The following is a 15982-nucleotide window of genomic DNA, read 5'->3' as shown; positions in this document are numbered from 1 at the left end:
TTTACAGAGGGTTTTTTGTTAATTGGCCTGTAAAATATCCTATATATGAATTTATGCATAAGATATAAGAAAACCATTGGTTAAAAATCAGGCGTTATTATTGACACCTCTGTGCGGAGGAGAGAGTATTCCGGGCCATGTCTTTTACTATGCAGTAAACAGATACTGAATAACTAATTATGCATTAAGGCGATAATAAAAACGCACAACTACCGGGCCTCTTTTGCTCCCGTGCGCCTTAATCAAACAACCTGTGACACGCCCGGAATCGGGCAAACGTTAAGGAACCAAATCATGTCGACAGCTCTTTCCGCGCTGGAAGCGCAACTTCAGCAGGATCTCGAGCTGCTTGAACTGCCCGCTAAACCCTGGGTGCCTGAACAGCTGCACGATGGCGTGCCGGTTCGTGACGTGGTGGTGATTGGCGGCGGCATGTGCGGGCTGGCGGCTACGGCAAAGCTGATTCTGACCGGGATAACCAATATTGTCGCTTATGATGCGTCGCCAGCCGGTCGTGAAGGGCCGTGGGTCACCTTTGCGCGCATGGAGACGCTGCGTTCACCGAAAACCCTGCATGGCCCGGCGCTGGGCCTGCCGCAGCTGACTTTCCGCGCCTGGTTTACCGCGCAGTGGGGCGCTGAGGCCTGGCAGGCGCTGGACAAAATTCCTAAAGATCAGTGGATGGATTACCTCGTCTGGTATCGCAAGGTGCTTAATCTGCCGGTGCGCAATAATGTGCGTATGACGGGGATTACCCAGGTCGGCGATCTGATTGCCATCGATATTGCAGGCGCTGAAACTGGCCGGGTGCTTACCCGTCGGCTGGTGCTGGCAACCGGGCGCTCCGGTCTGGGTGGTTTTGCCGTTCCCGATTTTCTTCAGGGTATCGATCGTGCTTATTGGGCGCATTCTGCCGACGATATTAATTTCGCGCAGCTGCAGGGTAAACGTGTGGCGGTGATCGGCGCGGGCGCTTCCTCAATGGATAACGCTGCAACCGCGCTTGAGGCGGGGGCAGGGGCGGTTGATCTGCTGATCCGCCGCAAAGAGATGCCGCGTATTAATAAGATGACCGGTATCGGCAGCCAGGGTGTGGTTCACGGCATGCACCAGTTACCGGATGCATGGAAATGGAAATTCGTCGATTACACCGCTTCGACCCAGACACCGCCACCGCGTTCCTCAACGCTGCGGGTGTCGCGTCATCCGAATGCCCGCTTCTTTCTCGATTGCGGCATTGTGGCGGTGAAGCAGGATGCCGATGGATTGCTGATTGAAACCACCCAGGGAGCGATGCGCTACGATTTCCTGATTGCTGCGACCGGTTTTTCCAATGACTTTAGCGGTCGTCCGGAGTTTAGCGCCATTGCGCCGCATATTCGTAACTGGGCGGATGGTCGCTACACGCCAGAGATGGGCGCGCCGCGCGCAGGTCTTTCGGAAGCGCCAGATCTGGGGCCGGCCTTCGAATTCCGTGAGCGTGTCTCCGGCAGCTGCCCGATGCTGGCGCATATCCACTGCTTTAACGATGCTGCGATGCTGACCCATGGCAAGGTCTCCGGTGATATTCCGGCCGTCAGTGCTGGCGCCGATCGTCTGGTACGCGGCATTGCCGCATCATTGTTTGCCGAAGATGTTAAAACTCACTTCGCCAGCCTGGTCGCTTATAACAACCCGGAACTTCAGGGTGATGAGTGGCTGGATTCGACCCCCTTTATTAAACAGGAGAACGCGTTGTGATCGACGCAATAGACAAGGCCGCCGGTCTTTCCCCGGACGACGTACTGTTCAGCGCCCGACGTTTTCGACCAGAATTCGTTGAGGGGGCGGAGCTTTGCCGCCTTTCGGTACTGCAACCCGCAAATGATCAGGGGCTGACGCCGGTGTTACGGGCTGCGCTGGCGCGCCGCATGGCCGCGCTCAATGCCGATCAGGATTTAATTGCCGCCTTTGATGCGCAGCTGGCCGGATTTGCCGCCACTGAATCGCAGCTGGCGCTGGCCGCAGGCGCGACCGATCTGGAGCAACCGCTGGCGGCCATCGCTCGTCATGTCGATCTGGTGACGCTGACGCCGGTGAAGGCCGTCGCCGACGATATCCGGCTGCTGGAGCAGGCCGGGCTGAACAATCCACAAATCGTCGCGCTTTCCGAACTGATTGCCTTCGTCAACTTCCAGACGCGGGTTGCGGCCGGTTTACGCCTGATGAGGTCATTATGATTCCGCTGGTCAGCCTGAAGCCACTCTCCTGGCACCCTTATATCGCGCCGGTAGAGCTTGCCGACGCCACGCCTGAACAGCTTGAAGCGATGAAGGTGACGCCATCCAGTAAGAAGATTTCAGAATATGTACGTACGCTGGCGCATGATCCTGACAGCTATGTGGCGCGTACCCTATTGTTTAACGCCATTATGTATGTTGAGGGCGGGCTGGCGCGCCCCGATCGCGAACTGGGCGCGCTGGGCGCCTCGATCGTCAATGGCTGCAAATATTGCGCGGTAGTGCATGCCCGCCGCCATGCTCAGCTGACGAAAAGCGATGAAGTAGTCAGCGCACTCTATTTCGATAAAGCTGAAACCCTCGGTGCGCGTGATGCGGCCATTTACCGTTTTGCCCGTAACCTGTCGGCGGCGCCTGCCGAGGCGACGCCGGAGGATATCGCTGCGTTGCGCGCTGTCGGCATGGATGACCACGAGATTATCGATCTGATCCACGCCATCGCTATTTTTGGCTGGGCAAATCGCCTGATGCACGTGCTTGGCCACGCTGAAATCGCGTAATGAAATTTCACCTGCAACAAGCGTTAAATAAAGACTCTCATTAAAGGGCACAAATAAATGCTTGAATTAAAAGATTTAAAACTGTCGTACGGCAGCACACCGATCCTGAAAGGCGTCAACCTTTCAGTGAAGCGTGGTGATGTAGTGTCAATTATCGGCCCGAGCGGCACCGGTAAAACCACGCTGCTGCGCTGCATTAATTATCTGGCTAAGCCAGCATCAGGAATGATTACTTTCGATCAGATTCGCATGGATTATCGGTCAGCAAATAAAGCTGATATCCAGGCGATCCGTTTGCGCACCGCGATGGTGTTCCAGCAATTTAACGTGTTCAAGAATATGACAGTGCTTGAGAACGTGATGGATCCCCTGGTGGTGGTGCAGCGCAAATCCAGAGAGGAGGCGCGCGCTATCGCCATGGAAGAACTAGAACGTGTTGGCCTCGCGGCAAAGCAGGGCCACTATCCGTCGCAGCTTTCCGGCGGTCAGTTGCAACGCACCGGTATCGCACGTGCGCTGGCGGTGCGACCGGATGTGATTCTGTTCGATGAGCCAACCTCATCGCTGGATCCGGAACTGGTAGGGGAAGTGCTGAAGGTGATTAAAGATGTCACCTCTTCAGGTATTACTTCGCTGCTGGTGACTCACGAGATGCAGTTTGCGAAGAGCGTATCCAATCGCATCGTGTTTATGGATCAGGGCGTTGTCGCTGCAGAGGGCAGCCCGGCGGAGATTTTCGATAATCCCACTCTTCCACGTCTTGCGCAGTTCCTTAATTCTGAAACAGTACTCTGATAATAAAAGGAATCAACGATATGCCTGCAATCAAATCAACATTACGTCGCCTGGCGGTGCTGGGTGGTATGACCCTCGCGCTGTCGATCTCCGCGTTAAGCCATGCTGAATCGGTACGCACCATCAAGATCGCCACTGCGGCGGAATCCAAGCCACTGTCATGGGGGGCTATCGGCGTTGAGCCGCAAGGCTATGAGCCAGATGTGCTGAAAGCCATCAACGCTAAGCTGCCGCAGTACAAGTTTGTTATGGAAGGCGCTGCGGATATTGCGCAGGAGACCGGCCTTGTCACCGGCAAATACGATATGGCGACTGGTGGCTACTATAAAGCGCCGGCACGCAGCAAACAGTTCCTGATCCCGGACAGCCCGATGGGCGCCAGCCTGATGAAAATCTATAGCCGTGACGATAGCAATATCAATGGTATGAAGGATCTGGTCGGCAAGAAAATTGTGCCGGTTACCGCAGGCGGTGGCGTATACAAATTTGTGAAGCAGTGGCAGCAAGATAACCCTGATGCAGAAGTCGATATTAAAGCCTCCAGCGCCGGTATTCCTTACCCGGATCGTCTGAAGGAAGTGCAGAACGGCAAATATGACGCGCTGATCCTGCCATCAAACCTCGGTGAGCAGACGGTTATCGATAATCAGAAGCTGAAAATTAAAGCCAGTGAGCCGGTGGCGATCAATAACACCTACGCTCTGATCCACAAGTCAGATGAAAACAAGGTGCTGAGTGACGATATCGATAAGGCGCTCAAACAGCTGAAAGAAGACGGTACGCTGGACAAACTTTCACAGAAGTGGTTTGGCGAAGAAGTCGTCAAGTATATGAAGTAACTGATTCACCGGAAACCCAGCGTTTTGTGGTCAACGGTCAAAGCTGAAATTGCCATCAGGAGTGTTTTACAGTGGATTTATCTACCATGATCCCCGAGTTACTTTCGGCTTTGCCGCTGACGCTCGCGATTATGTTTGTCGCCCTTATCGCCGGTTTCTGCCTGGCGCTGGTAGCGACAACCTTCCGCGTGCGCAGGGTGCCGGTTATCAGCCAGCTGGCCGATCTCTATGTATCCTACGCCCGCAGCGTGCCGGTGGTGCTCCAGCTCTTTGTCGCGTTTTACGGGCTGCCGCTGGTCGGCAGTCTGTTTGGCGTGGACGACTTTTTCTCGGCGACCGTCGCTTCAATGGTCGGGCTGAGTCTTTACCATGGTGGCTATCTGTCAGAGGTGATGCGGCCTGCATTCCTTGCAGTTGAACGCGGTCAGCATGATGCGGCAGACAGTCTGGGCTACAGCTTCCGCCAGAAGATCCGCCGTATCGTCGGTCCGCAGGCGTTACATATCGGCCTGCCGGGCTACGGCAACGCGGTTATTTACCTGATCCACAATGTCGCGCTGGTGATGTATATCGGCGCCGCCGATGTGATGGCCACCGCGCATCTGATTATGGAACGTGACTATAACCAGTATCAGTTTGGCACCTATCTGGTGCTGGCGGTGCTCTATTCGTTGCTGTGCCTGGTTGCGTGGCTGATTGTGCGTTTCTTTGAACTGCGCCATGCAAAGTACAGTTCGAAAACCGCATCGGCGAAGATTAAGTTCACGGCGAACCTCTGACAGAGAGAGTAATCATTTATGTTTGATATCGACGTTTTGTTACCAGATTTCTGGAGCATTATGGACGCCGTGCCGGTGACGCTGGCGATGGCGGTCACCATCTTTATCTTTTCCACACTGATCGGCGGTCTGTTTGCGTGGGTTGAACACAAACGACTGCCAGTGCTGCGCCAGCTGGTTGTGACCTATAAAGTAGCCTTTAAAGGCGTGCCGATGGTGGTGGTGATCTTCCTCGCCTATTACGGTATTCCACCGGCGCTGCATTTTGTCGCTTCACTGCTGGGGGTAGAGGTTAACGCCCACTCAATGCCGAACTGGGTGATTATCGTTGTGGCGCTGACCGCCTGTGTGGCCGCGTTTCAGGCCGAGGTGGTTAAAGGTGCGCTGAATTCTTTTGACAGCGGCCAGTCGGATGCGGCGCACTCGTTAGGCTACACCAACGCTCAGCTGTTTCGCCGGGTGATGTTTCCGCAGATTATTGTCGCGGCGATCCCTGATCTGGCGAATGCGTTTATGGTGATTATGAAGGCGCTTTCACTGGCCTTCGCCATTGAAGTTGTCGATATTTTTGCCCAGGCGCAGTTAACCGCCGCGCTGAATTTTTACTATCTCGAAGCCTTTGCGATTGCCGTCGTGTTCTATATGGTCATTGCCTGGGTAGTGACAAAAGTCGCCGATAAAATTGAGGCGGCGCTGCGGGTGCGCACCTGATGAGATCGGCTGATTAGTTAATTTTTTTCCTGCGGCGAAACTTTTTGCACCGACACAGCGAACTGTTATTGAGAGTCCAAATCCGGACCTGTTAACAGTCGCAGGAGCAGAAGATGAACCGCATAAAAAATCTTGTTTGCAGTCTGAGTATCGCAACGGCCATCGGCCTTTCTTTCGTCGCGCTGCCTGGCGAAGCCGCGCTGCCCGCCGGGGCGAAAGCGCCCAATTTTGAGTTGCAGGGCGCGCTGGGCGGCAAGCCGCTGACTTTCTCCCTGCAGAAGGCGTTGCAGAAAGGACCGGTGGTGCTCTATTTCTTCCCCGCAGCCTTTAGCGCCGGTTGCACTATCGAAGCCCATGCGTTTGCTGAAGCCAGTGACAGCTTTAACAAAATGGGCGCGACGGTGGTCGGTGTAACCGCTGGCAATACCGATCAGGTCGACGAATTCTCGAAACTGGAATGCCGCGATAAATTTGCCGTTGCAGCAGATCCGGGCGCGAAAGTCGCTGCTGAGTACAACACGCTTATGCAGATGAAAGGTAAAACCCTCTCGGACCGCACCTCATATGTTATCGCCCCGGATGGCAATATCCTGTTGAGCTATACCGACCGCAACCCCGATGCGCATATCCAGAAAACCCTCGACGCGGTGAAGCACTACAGTGAATCTCATCCGCAAACCGCGGCTGCCAATTAATCCTTTATCATCCCGGGGCCAATTATGCTGACCGCCATGCTGGCCGCCTTTATTGGCGGCATAATTCTTAACCTTATGCCTTGTGTTTTCCCGATTATTTCGCTGAAAGCACTGGGATTATTGCGGCATCAGGGCAGTCCGGCCAGCGCACGTCGCGAAGGGCTGGGCTTCCTGCTGGGCGTGATTGTTACCATGATGGCGCTGGCGGGCGTGTTACTGGCGGTTCGTGCCGGTGGCGCAGCGGTTGGCTGGGGCTTTCAGCTGCAGTCGCCGCTGGTGGTGGCCATTCTCGCGCTGGTGATTCTGGGGGCGGCGCTCAACCTGCTGGGGGTCTTTGAGGTTGGACTTTCGGTGCAACGGGTTGGCGCCGTTTCCGCTGGTGGTGGGGTGTTTATGCGTTCCGCACTGACCGGCGCACTGGCGATTATCGTCGCCACCCCCTGTTCCGCACCCTTTATGGCCAGTGCGGTAGGCTATGCGCTGGTGCAGCCACCGGCGGTCGCGCTGGCGATCTTCGCGGCGCTGGCGCTGGGATTTGCCGCGCCTTTTACCCTGGTCTCGTTATTTCCCGTGCTGGCGAAAATCCTGCCACGGCCCGGCGCCTGGATGGATGTACTGAAACGCGGGCTGGCCTTCCCGATGTTTGGCGCGTATGCCTGGCTGGTATGGGTGCTGGCGCAACAGGCCGGGACCGCCGCGCTGGCGACCCTGCTGGCCTGTTCCGTGGTGCTGGGCTTCGCCGCCTGGTTATACGGTATGGCGCAGCTGCGGCGTTTTGCGGGTAAAGGGTATAAAGTTCTGTTCGCTGTCACTGCGGCGCTGGCGCTGGCTGTCATTGTACCGCTACCCTCTATGATGAAAGTGGGGGCGTCATTGCCAGACAGCCAGCTAACGGAAAACGTAACGCCGGTAAAATGGACGCCGCAAAATGTCGACGACAATCGCGGTCATGGCAAAGCGATCTTTGTAAACTTCACCGCATCCTGGTGTATAACCTGCCAGGTTAATGAGCGGACGTCGCTCTCTACCGCGGCGGTAAAAGACGCGCTGGCCAAAACCGGCGCCCTGTATATGGTGGCGGATTCCACCAAATTTAATCCTGATGTTGATGATGCGCTGAATCAATTTGGTCAGGGTGGATTGCCGCTGTATGTGGTCTATCCTGCCGATGGGAGTGCGCCAAAAGTTTTGCCGCAGGTGTTAACCCCCGGCATTGTGGTCAACGCGCTGAATCAGGCGGCCGGTAAGAAGACATGACAGTCAGGCGGCGCGCAGACTGTCTGTCATCATAGCAATAAGGTGAAATATGGTTATGTGCGATGCGGCGCGAGAAAGCTGGCCCGGCTTAATGGCACGCGCCCAGGCGGGTGATCAGCACGCCTATACGCAGCTGTTAAAAGCGCTGGTGCCGGTTATTCGTTCGCTGGCGCATAAACATATCGCGGATGAGGTGCTGGTCGAGGATGTGATTCAGGACGTGCTGCTGACGTTGCATCGGGTGCGCCACACCTATGATCCGCAATATCCGTTTCTGCCATGGTTAATGGCGATTGTCTCGGCGCGCGCGGTGGATGCGTTGCGGCGTCGCGGCCGTTATCAGCGCTGGGAGGCGGAAGAGAGCGCCGCGAGCGACAATATTGCCGACAGCAACGCCGGACAGCAGGAGTCGCGCGAGGAGCTGGGGATCTTTTTACGTCAGCTTCCGTTGCGACAGCGGGAGATTGTCGAGCACGTGCATCTGCGCGAGATGAGTCTGACGGAAGCCGCTGCGCATAACAACCTGAGTGTGGCGGCGGTGAAGTCGTTATTGCATCGCGCGTTAAAAAATCTTCGTCGTTTCGGAGCCCATCATGGCAGATCATGATTTGTTAATTGAAAAACTGAGCCGTTCCGCCGATCCGGTAAAGCGGCCTTTACCGACTCGCTGGCGTGTGGCCTGCTGGATGGCGATCGCACTGCCTTGCGGCGTGGCCGCCAGCCTGCTGGTGCAACGCACCCTGACCGACTGGACGCAACCCGGCGTGCTGCCGACCATCCTGCAACTGCTGCTGTCATTTCTGCTGGGCGTACTGGCGATCCGTAGCGCATTTAATCTCAGTATTCCCGGGCGACGCGTAATGAGCTGGAAAGTCTTTGCGCCATTGATTGCGCTCTGGCTGATCGCCAGCAGCAGCAATCTGTCGGCAGAGCCTTTGCTGGCTAATATTGCCGAAGGGACGGGGTGTTATCGGTTTATGCTGGTAGTCAGCCTGCCGATGATCGCGCTGATTATTGCCACTCTGCGCCGCACGCGGACGTTATATCCGCTGCGCAGCCTGGCAATGGCGGGGTTTGGCGTCGCCTGTATGGCGATGACCATGCTGGCGTTTTGCCATCCGCTCCATTTTCATCCACTCGATTTACTGATGCACCTTGCGGCGATTGCAACCATTGTGGCGCTGACGATGGTGAGTGGGAAGCACTGGGTCAGATTGCAGGCATTTTCTTCCAGCTGAATCTTTCAGCAGGATATATTGCTGATATAATCAGCACCGCAGCTCTGTGCTTACGTCCTCTCCCAGCCACCTTACTGGTGATGACACCAGGTTCATTCTGGCCCTGTTATGCAGGGCCACTCCAATTCCCTGACGAACCCGCCAGATCCCAGTATGCGACTCGAATGTTCTGTTAGTCTCTGTTAAACCCCTGCCAGCACAGCTGGATCACCGCTACGCCAGACGTTATCCACGGTATTACGCTCGATCAGCCAGCTTTCACCCTCCCTCACCAGCTCGACCTGATAGCGATTTTTCATCAGATAGTGGCGTGAGTGATCGTCACGCGGCAGATGCTGTGCTTCGACAATCGCTTCCAGCTGTGCTTTATCGCCGTCGATGCTGACGCGCGGATTACTGACTGAATGGGTGGTATCGAACGGGCTAAGGGCGGCAGACAGCATGGCGACAATATTCTCCCGGCCTTCCAGCAGCGGATAGTCAAAACCCGCTTTCGCCGCCGCAGGGCGGAAATCGGATACGGCATTTTCTGCCAGCGCAGAAGCCAGTAGCGCGTTATCGCGCAGATCTATACCCGCGGCAAAGCGGTAGAGGGCTTCCACGACTGCGAGCTGGTCAGCGGCCTGATTAGGGGATGTGAATGACATAATGAACTCCTTATTTAAAATGTAGCGCCATGGTATATTCTGTATACCTGGTGTCAATCAGGCACTTAAAATCTATCAGGTATCGCGGAGGAAACTATGTCGGCAAATAATCAACAGACGGCGGAACAGCCCGGGCCAGAAGTTATGGCGTGCAATGGCGACAGTGCAAGCCGTTTATTGCTGGATCAGATCACCGATAAATGGTCGGTACTGATCCTGACGGTGCTCTGCAAGCAGCCGCAGCGCTTCAATGAAATTAAGCGGCAGCTGGAAGGTATTACGCAAAAATCGTTAACCCAGAGTCTGCGCCGTCTTGAGCGCAACGGCATTCTTGCGCGGCGGGTGATCCCTGCTTCGCAGATCGCCGTGGAGTACAGCATCACGCCGTTAGGGCGCACGCTGGAAGCGCCGTTTCAGGCGTTGTATTTGTGGACGGTCAGCCATTCAGCGGCAGTGATGCAAGCGCAGGCGCAGTATGATCAGCGCACAGTTGAGGAGATATAAATTGACGCCAGCTGGCAGTACACTGGCTGACCGGGCGTTAACCTGCTTTTCTTGCCACTGGACCGATGAAATCTATGAGCCTTCTTAAAGTGATCAGTATCGTTTTTATCTGCGTGTTGTTGCTGTCATTTGGTCAGAGTCTGGCGCAGTCGATGCGTAAAGGTGAAAGCACCAGCGCTCAGGGCTGGATGACGGCGCGCCGCGATTCTGCCGGGATTGCGCCTGATGCGCGTCAGTATCGCAATCTGGCGATTGTGCAGGTCTATACCGCCCAGACCTATGGCTGGCGTGGACTGTTTGCCGTCCACCCGTGGATTATCTTTAAGCGCGCCGGCGAAACTCAGTATCATCGCTATGAAGTGATTAGCTGGGGCAGCAGTGATGTGGTGCGCCATAACTATACGGTGCCGGATGGTTTCTGGTTTGGCGCAAAGCCGGGACTGCTGCTGGAGCATCGTGGCGCGGCGGCGGAAGCGATGATTCCGCATATTGAAGCGGCGATTAAAAGTTATCCGTGGCCGCATACTTATCACGCGTGGCCGGGGCCGAACAGCAATACCTTTCTGGCCCATATTGGCCGCGAAGTGCCGGAGCTGAAGCTGAATATGCCGGCTAATGCCATCGGCAAGGATTATCGTGCCCTGACCAACCCGATTGGCTTACCGCCGTCAGGTAAAGGCGTGCAGCTCTCCTTACTGGGCGTGCTGGCGCTGACTGTTGGCGCGCAGGAGGGGCTGGAGGTCAATATCCTCGGCCTGAATCTCGGCGTGAATATTGCGCCTCCGGCGCTGCGCTTGCCGTTTATTGGTCAGCTGGCCGCGGCAACGGCGGAAAAGCCGGACAGCGGATATTAATCACTGCAGTAAAAACAGCGTCGCCAGACCGAGGAAAATAAAGAAGCCGCCGGTATCGGTTAAAGCGGTGATTAATACGCTGGAGCCGACTGCCGGGTCGCGGTTCATCCGCGTCATAATCAGCGGAATCAATACTCCCATCAGCGCCGCCAGCAGCAGGTTCAGCACCATCGCCAGCATCATTACGCCGCCCAGTTGCGGATTGTCATACATCAGCCAGGTGACAATGCCCATAATGCCGCCCCAGAACAGGCCATTAATCAGCGCCACGCCAAGTTCACGCATAATCAGGAATGAGAAGTTGCCCGGCTCCACCTGATGCAACGCAAGCGCGCGCACAATCATGGTAATGGTCTGATTGCCGGTGTTACCGCCAATTCCGGCGACAATCGGCATCAGCGCCGCCAGCGCCACCAGCTGTGAAATGGTGGCTTCAAACATGCCTATCACCCGCGAAGCGACAAAGGCGGTGCAGAGATTGACCGCCAGCCACGCCCAGCGCGTGCGCACCGCTTTTTTTACCGGCGCAAACACATCTTCGTCCGGGCTTAAGCCGCCCATTTTGCGAATATTGCTGTCGCTCTCTTCGTTTACCAAATCCACCACATCTTCAATGGTGACGCGACCGATCAGCTTACCTTGCTGATCGATAACGGCGGCGGAGATCAGGTTATAACGTTCGAAGGCGCCTGCCGCATCTTCCGCTTTGTCGTCAAGGCGAAATGTGGTCGGCTTGCTGTTCATTACTTCAAGTACCCGTTTATCCGGCGTATTCAGCAGAATCGCGGTTAACGGCAACTCACCGAGCAGAGTGTTATTCTTATCGGTCACAAACAGTTTATCGGTGCCGCCGGGCACCGACTTCTGGCGGCGCAGAAAGCGCTGCACCGTCGCCAGCGTAACGTCGGCACGGACCGTCAGCAGATTGAAATCCATAATGCGTCCGACACGATCGCGGTCGAAATGCATCATATTTAATACATGCGCGCGCTGGCCCGGCTCCAGCGAGGTCAGCAAGCGGCCAGTCAGGTCACGTGACAGATACTTGGCCAGGTAAGCCTGATCGTCGATATCCAGCGGCTCGATCGCCTGCAGGATCGCTTTATCGCTCATCTCCTCAATCAGGCTTTCCCAGACGCTCTCCGATGCTTCAACCAGCACCTGGCCGCGGCGTTCATCTTCAATCAGACGCCAGAGCGCCAGACGTTCATCTTCCGGCAACGCTTCGAGAATATCCGCGAGGTCAGCCGCGTGCAGCAACGGGATATACTGCTGAAGTTCAGCCGTTTGCTGCTCGACCGCCTGGGTCTCTTGTTCGGTTTCACGATGGGGATGTTCGAGAAGGGTGTCGACTAAATCATTATTATTCAGCAGCAGGTTGAGAATACGGCTACGGATCTCAGCCAGCTGTTGGGCGTGGGAAGCAGGTGCAGACATAGATATCCCTTGTGTCTGTAAAGCAACACGTCAAAGCGGCATTAAGCCGACAAAGCAACTATATGAAATGAGGGTAAGTTGTCTCAATCAAGGCAACTTAACTCTCGTGTCATCACGTGAGCATTATGGCGTGGTTACTGGGGCGGTGATTGCCGGTGCTGGTGTGTTCTTTTGCTGATAATGTTCGATGGCGCCCGGAATCGTGTAGAGCAAACGCCCAAGTAAAATAATAAAACTGATCAGCAGAACGATGCGTGTCATCCGTCCAGTTTTTTTGTGTCGTCGTATATGCATAGCGTTATTCACGCGAAGGGTTCCTGTCGTAAGCCCGCGCTGCGAGCGATGGGGGTATTTAGGCACAGCGCAGCGATCAGGTCAATCCGCCACACCGTTCAGGCTACTAAAATAGCATCCTGTTGCTGACCGCTGGTTAAACATGCTGGTTGTTCAAAAAATTATCAATCTGTTTGTTGATTTATGTCAAACTTAAAGTGACCTGGTGGCATACCAGGCAGCCCCGGACAGGGGCGGGCCAGCCCTCACGGGCTTCTTCAGGACGAAGAGCATCCAACGGCAGAGACAGATCGCCGGGCTCTGCAACATAGATGATGCATATGCGCAAAACTTTCCGTTACCGATATTTCAGCACACACTGGTGGGGACTGCCGCTGCTGTTGCCGCTGATTCTGATGCCGCTTTCCAGCCATTTCTCCGCACGTCTGCAACTTGCCGAAGGTGATGTTTATCTGATCTATCTGCCGCTGGCGATGATGGTAGCGATGCTGATGGTATTTGACTGGGCGGCGCTGCCGGGGATCTGCATCGCGCTGCTGTTTCGCTACGCGATGATTATCCCGCCGGGCCAGGCGCTGATTGCCAGCGTATTGTTTCTCGCCGGAATCTGTATCAGCTGGGCCGGTTATCGCATGCATGCGCGTAATCGCTGGGGCGTTGGCTTTGGTGCGCTGGGTATGGCGCCAGTGCGACTGTTCTGGCTGGCCTTTTTTCTGCCGACACTGATGCTTATTCTGTTGCAAATGGTGGTGACACTGGGGGTTTTGCCGGAAGCCAGCGCTATTTTCTCACGCGATCCTTTCACTATCCGCACGCTGATTAACTTTCAGGCGCTGTTGCTCTCCTGCGCTTCGGTGTTGCAGGTCTATTACTGGCTGATTCGCGTTATAAAACATCCGCGTTTTGCGCTGATTTTATGGCGGCGATTAAAGCAGCAGATTGCCGAAGAGGCTACGCTGCGCGAGTTGATCTGCTGGGCAGTACTGATGACGCTGGTGCTGGCGGTGCTTACCCATTTTCGCGTCGACCGGGCGAACCTGCTGACCAGTGACTACACCTTAACTCTGCTGCTGCCGCTGATGCTGTGGGCGGCGATGCGCTTTGGCTATCTGATGACATCACTGAGCTGGTCGCTGATTTTGCTGGCGCTGTATCAGTTTCGTGAGCAGTTTCTCGATATGCAGACGCAGTTACAGCATCTGGCGATTATCTCCTCCAACCTGCTGGTGTTTACCGTCACCATCTTTATGATGGCGGCGCTGGGCACCCATCAACGGCGGATTATTATTAAGGCGAAACGCGCGGCGTTAACCGATCCGGTGATTGGTCTGCCGAATCTGCGCGCGCTCAGCGCCGACCTCTCGGCGCGTGTCCACTCGACGCTCTGTTTTTTGCGTATTCCCGAACTCGACCTGTTGAGCCGCACCTACGGTCTGCAACTGCGTATCCAGTACAAACGCTGTCTGGCTGGCCATTTGCGCCCCTTTATGCGCGCGGGTGAAGAAGTGTATCAGTTGCCGGGCTTCGACCTCGCTCTGCGGCTGGAGAGTGACGCCCCGCTGGTGCGTGTGGAGGAGATTGCCGCACGGCTGAAGAACTATCGCCTGACCTGGGATGGTTTACCGTTACAGCCGAGTGTCGGCCTGAGTTTTTGCAGCGTCAGGCCGCCGGTCAGCCATCTGCATGAGCTGCTCGGTGAACTCAGCGCCATGGCGGAGGTGTCACTGAATAGCGGGTTGCCGGAAAACCTGCAGCAGGGCGGCATCCCGGTACAGCGTAAAGTCAAAGATAAGCTGGCGATGTTGCATGAAGTGCAGTTTGCGCTGGATAACGACAGATTCGTGTTGCTGGCGCAGCGCATTCAGGGGCTGCGTGGCGATGACTATCACGAAATATTGCTGCGTATGGTGGATACGCAGGGTGAGCAGCTGAAACCAGAAATATTTCTGCCGGTGGTGCATGAGTTTGGTATGAGCTGGGAAATTGACCGCTGGGTGCTGGAGCAGACACTGAGCTTTATTGATGAACATCGCCAGTCATTGCCCGGAGCGCGCTTTGCCGTCAACCTGTTTGCTTCCACGATGTGCCGTCCGCACCTGGCGAAGGAGATCGCCATGATGTTGCGCCACTACCATATTGAACCCTGGCAGCTGATTGTGGAGGTGGAAGAGTCACATATGCTCAGTGACTTAACCTGGGGCAATCGTTCGATTAATCAGTTGCGTGAGCTGGGATGTCAGGTGGCAATCGATGATTTTGGCACCGGTTACGCCAGTTATACCCGTCTGCGCGAGATTCAGGCGGATATCCTGAAAATCAATGGCAGCTTTGTGCGCAATATTCTTATCAGCAGTCTGGACTACCATATTATTGAGTCAATCTGCTGCGTCGCGCGGCTGCGGCGCATGAAGGTGGTGGCGGAGTTCGTTGAATCTGACGATATCGCCACCGCTTTGCGGAAAATGGGGGTGGATTATCTGCAGGGCTATGCCATCAGCCTGCCGCAGCGGCTGGAGACACTGGCGCCAGCGGGTGGCGCAGAGATCAATCCTTAGTCGGCGCTTTTTGCGCCAGTAGCGTGGCGAAACGCAGGCTGATGCGATTACCTTGCTCATCGGTTTTAAACAGCTGACCGACATCCTCGTTATATTTCACAATATGCCACTTGCGGTAATAGTGGCTGAGTTCACCGGATTTAAAGGTGAACGGGAAGGGCAGGGGGCAGGGGTAATCGCTGCTGTCCATCGCGGCGACAATCAGGTTATAACCGTCGCGGCGGGTGCTGGCCTGCATATCGGCAATCATCTGCGGAATGGTGTTCGCTTGCAGGAACATCATCACCACGGTGGAAAAGACAACATCGTATTCGCCATTAAAGCGCAGATTATCGAGATCCTGGATGGCGGTGCGGATATTGCTGAGCGACTCCTGTGTAATAATATGGTTTAGCGTGGCAATGCTGTCGGCGTTTTTATCCCAGGCGGTTACATCAAACCCGAGTTGATTGAGGTACAGCGAATTGCGTCCGCTGCCGCAGCCGAGATCGAGCGCTTTGCCCGCAGGGATACGTGTGGCGGCGGCCACAATTTCGGAGTGGGGAGCGCTAAGCTGATACTTTTCGGCAAAAAATTTTGCACTGTCTGCTGCTGTCAT

At 55.4% G+C, this 15982-nt stretch carries 18 protein-coding genes; 14 read left to right on the top strand and 4 right to left on the bottom strand.

Annotation, left to right across the window (positions count from 1 at the left end; genetic code table 11):
• Window positions 1-294 precede the first annotated feature (294 nt).
• The 11 genes from J2125_RS05350 (at window position 295) to J2125_RS05300 (ending at window position 9093) form a co-directional block, all read left to right on the top strand.
• Window positions 295-1740: an NAD(P)-binding domain-containing protein gene (locus tag J2125_RS05350; RefSeq protein WP_017803200.1), complete on the top strand. Its 1446-nt coding sequence runs from the start codon at window positions 295-297 to the stop codon at window positions 1738-1740.
• The gene (locus J2125_RS05345) at window positions 1737-2219 is read left to right on the top strand and encodes a carboxymuconolactone decarboxylase family protein (protein ID WP_026111996.1); all 483 of its coding nucleotides are present in this window, start codon (window positions 1737-1739) and stop codon (window positions 2217-2219) included. Before J2125_RS05350 ends, J2125_RS05345 begins: the two co-directional genes overlap by 4 nt.
• Window positions 2216-2779 (top strand): peroxidase-related enzyme, encoded by a 564-nt coding sequence (locus J2125_RS05340; protein WP_017803202.1) that lies wholly within the window; start codon window positions 2216-2218, stop codon window positions 2777-2779. The genes J2125_RS05345 and J2125_RS05340 overlap by 4 nt, the downstream gene beginning before the upstream one ends.
• 57 nt (window positions 2780-2836) lie before the next feature.
• Window positions 2837-3574 (top strand): amino acid ABC transporter ATP-binding protein, encoded by a 738-nt coding sequence (locus tag J2125_RS05335; protein ID WP_209499472.1) that lies wholly within the window; start codon window positions 2837-2839, stop codon window positions 3572-3574.
• A 20-nt stretch (window positions 3575-3594) separates the two neighbouring features.
• Window positions 3595-4413: a transporter substrate-binding domain-containing protein gene (locus J2125_RS05330; protein ID WP_017803204.1), complete on the top strand. Its 819-nt coding sequence runs from the start codon at window positions 3595-3597 to the stop codon at window positions 4411-4413.
• 86 nt (window positions 4414-4499) lie between these two features.
• On the top strand, window positions 4500-5192 hold the full coding sequence (locus J2125_RS05325) for an amino acid ABC transporter permease (protein WP_017803205.1): 693 nt from the start codon (window positions 4500-4502) through the stop codon (window positions 5190-5192).
• A gap of 18 nt (window positions 5193-5210) precedes the next feature.
• Window positions 5211-5903: an amino acid ABC transporter permease gene (locus tag J2125_RS05320; protein ID WP_017803206.1), complete on the top strand. Its 693-nt coding sequence runs from the start codon at window positions 5211-5213 to the stop codon at window positions 5901-5903.
• Window positions 5904-6016: 113 nt separating this feature from the next.
• Window positions 6017-6598, top strand: a complete 582-nt coding sequence (locus tag J2125_RS05315) for a peroxiredoxin (protein WP_017803207.1) — start codon at window positions 6017-6019, stop codon at window positions 6596-6598.
• 24 nt (window positions 6599-6622) lie between these two features.
• Complete coding sequence (locus tag J2125_RS05310) at window positions 6623-7855, top strand: protein-disulfide reductase DsbD family protein (protein WP_017803208.1); 1233 nt, start codon at window positions 6623-6625, stop codon at window positions 7853-7855.
• 49 nt (window positions 7856-7904) lie between these two features.
• Window positions 7905-8462 (top strand): sigma-70 family RNA polymerase sigma factor, encoded by a 558-nt coding sequence (locus J2125_RS05305; protein ID WP_017803209.1) that lies wholly within the window; start codon window positions 7905-7907, stop codon window positions 8460-8462.
• A complete protein-coding gene (locus J2125_RS05300; RefSeq protein ID WP_017803210.1) occupies window positions 8449-9093 on the top strand; it encodes an NrsF family protein in 645 nt (214 codons plus the stop codon). Before J2125_RS05305 ends, J2125_RS05300 begins: the two co-directional genes overlap by 14 nt.
• 182 nt (window positions 9094-9275) lie before the next feature.
• Here the strand turns inward: J2125_RS05300 and J2125_RS05295 are convergent, their stop codons facing one another.
• Window positions 9276-9740: a nuclear transport factor 2 family protein gene (locus J2125_RS05295; protein WP_017803211.1), complete on the bottom strand. Its 465-nt coding sequence runs from the start codon at window positions 9738-9740 to the stop codon at window positions 9276-9278.
• Between the two features lie 144 nt (window positions 9741-9884).
• Between J2125_RS05295 and J2125_RS05290 the strand changes: the two genes are divergently transcribed.
• The gene (locus J2125_RS05290) at window positions 9885-10244 is read left to right on the top strand and encodes a winged helix-turn-helix transcriptional regulator (protein WP_209499558.1); all 360 of its coding nucleotides are present in this window, start codon (window positions 9885-9887) and stop codon (window positions 10242-10244) included.
• Between the two features lie 74 nt (window positions 10245-10318).
• Window positions 10319-11098 carry a DUF3750 domain-containing protein gene (locus J2125_RS05285; protein ID WP_017803213.1) on the top strand — a complete coding sequence of 260 codons (780 nt, stop codon included), beginning with the start codon at window positions 10319-10321 and terminating at the stop codon, window positions 11096-11098.
• On the opposite strand, the gene mgtE is transcribed toward J2125_RS05285, so the two are convergent.
• Both mgtE and J2125_RS05275 read right to left on the bottom strand, forming a co-directional pair.
• On the bottom strand, window positions 11099-12535 hold the full coding sequence (gene mgtE, locus J2125_RS05280; protein WP_017803214.1) for a magnesium transporter: 1437 nt from the start codon (window positions 12533-12535) through the stop codon (window positions 11099-11101). It lies immediately after the preceding gene.
• 123 nt (window positions 12536-12658) lie between these two features.
• Complete coding sequence (locus J2125_RS05275) at window positions 12659-12841, bottom strand: YfgG family protein (protein ID WP_026111999.1); 183 nt, start codon at window positions 12839-12841, stop codon at window positions 12659-12661.
• Between the two features lie 308 nt (window positions 12842-13149).
• Between J2125_RS05275 and J2125_RS05270 the strand changes: the two genes are divergently transcribed.
• Window positions 13150-15384, top strand: coding sequence for an EAL domain-containing protein (locus J2125_RS05270; protein ID WP_071590558.1), 2235 nt, complete (start codon window positions 13150-13152; stop codon window positions 15382-15384).
• Here the strand turns inward: J2125_RS05270 and tehB are convergent.
• Entirely contained in the window at window positions 15374-15982 is a 609-nt protein-coding gene (tehB, locus tag J2125_RS05265) for a tellurite resistance methyltransferase TehB (RefSeq protein ID WP_017803217.1), read from the bottom strand. The genes J2125_RS05270 and tehB overlap by 11 nt on opposite strands.

The organism is Winslowiella toletana, from assembly GCF_017875465.1.
GTDB lineage: Bacteria > Pseudomonadota > Gammaproteobacteria > Enterobacterales > Enterobacteriaceae > Erwinia > Erwinia toletana.
The sequence above is the reverse complement of the archived record's forward strand: the minus strand, read 5'-3'. Positions and strand labels throughout refer to the sequence as shown.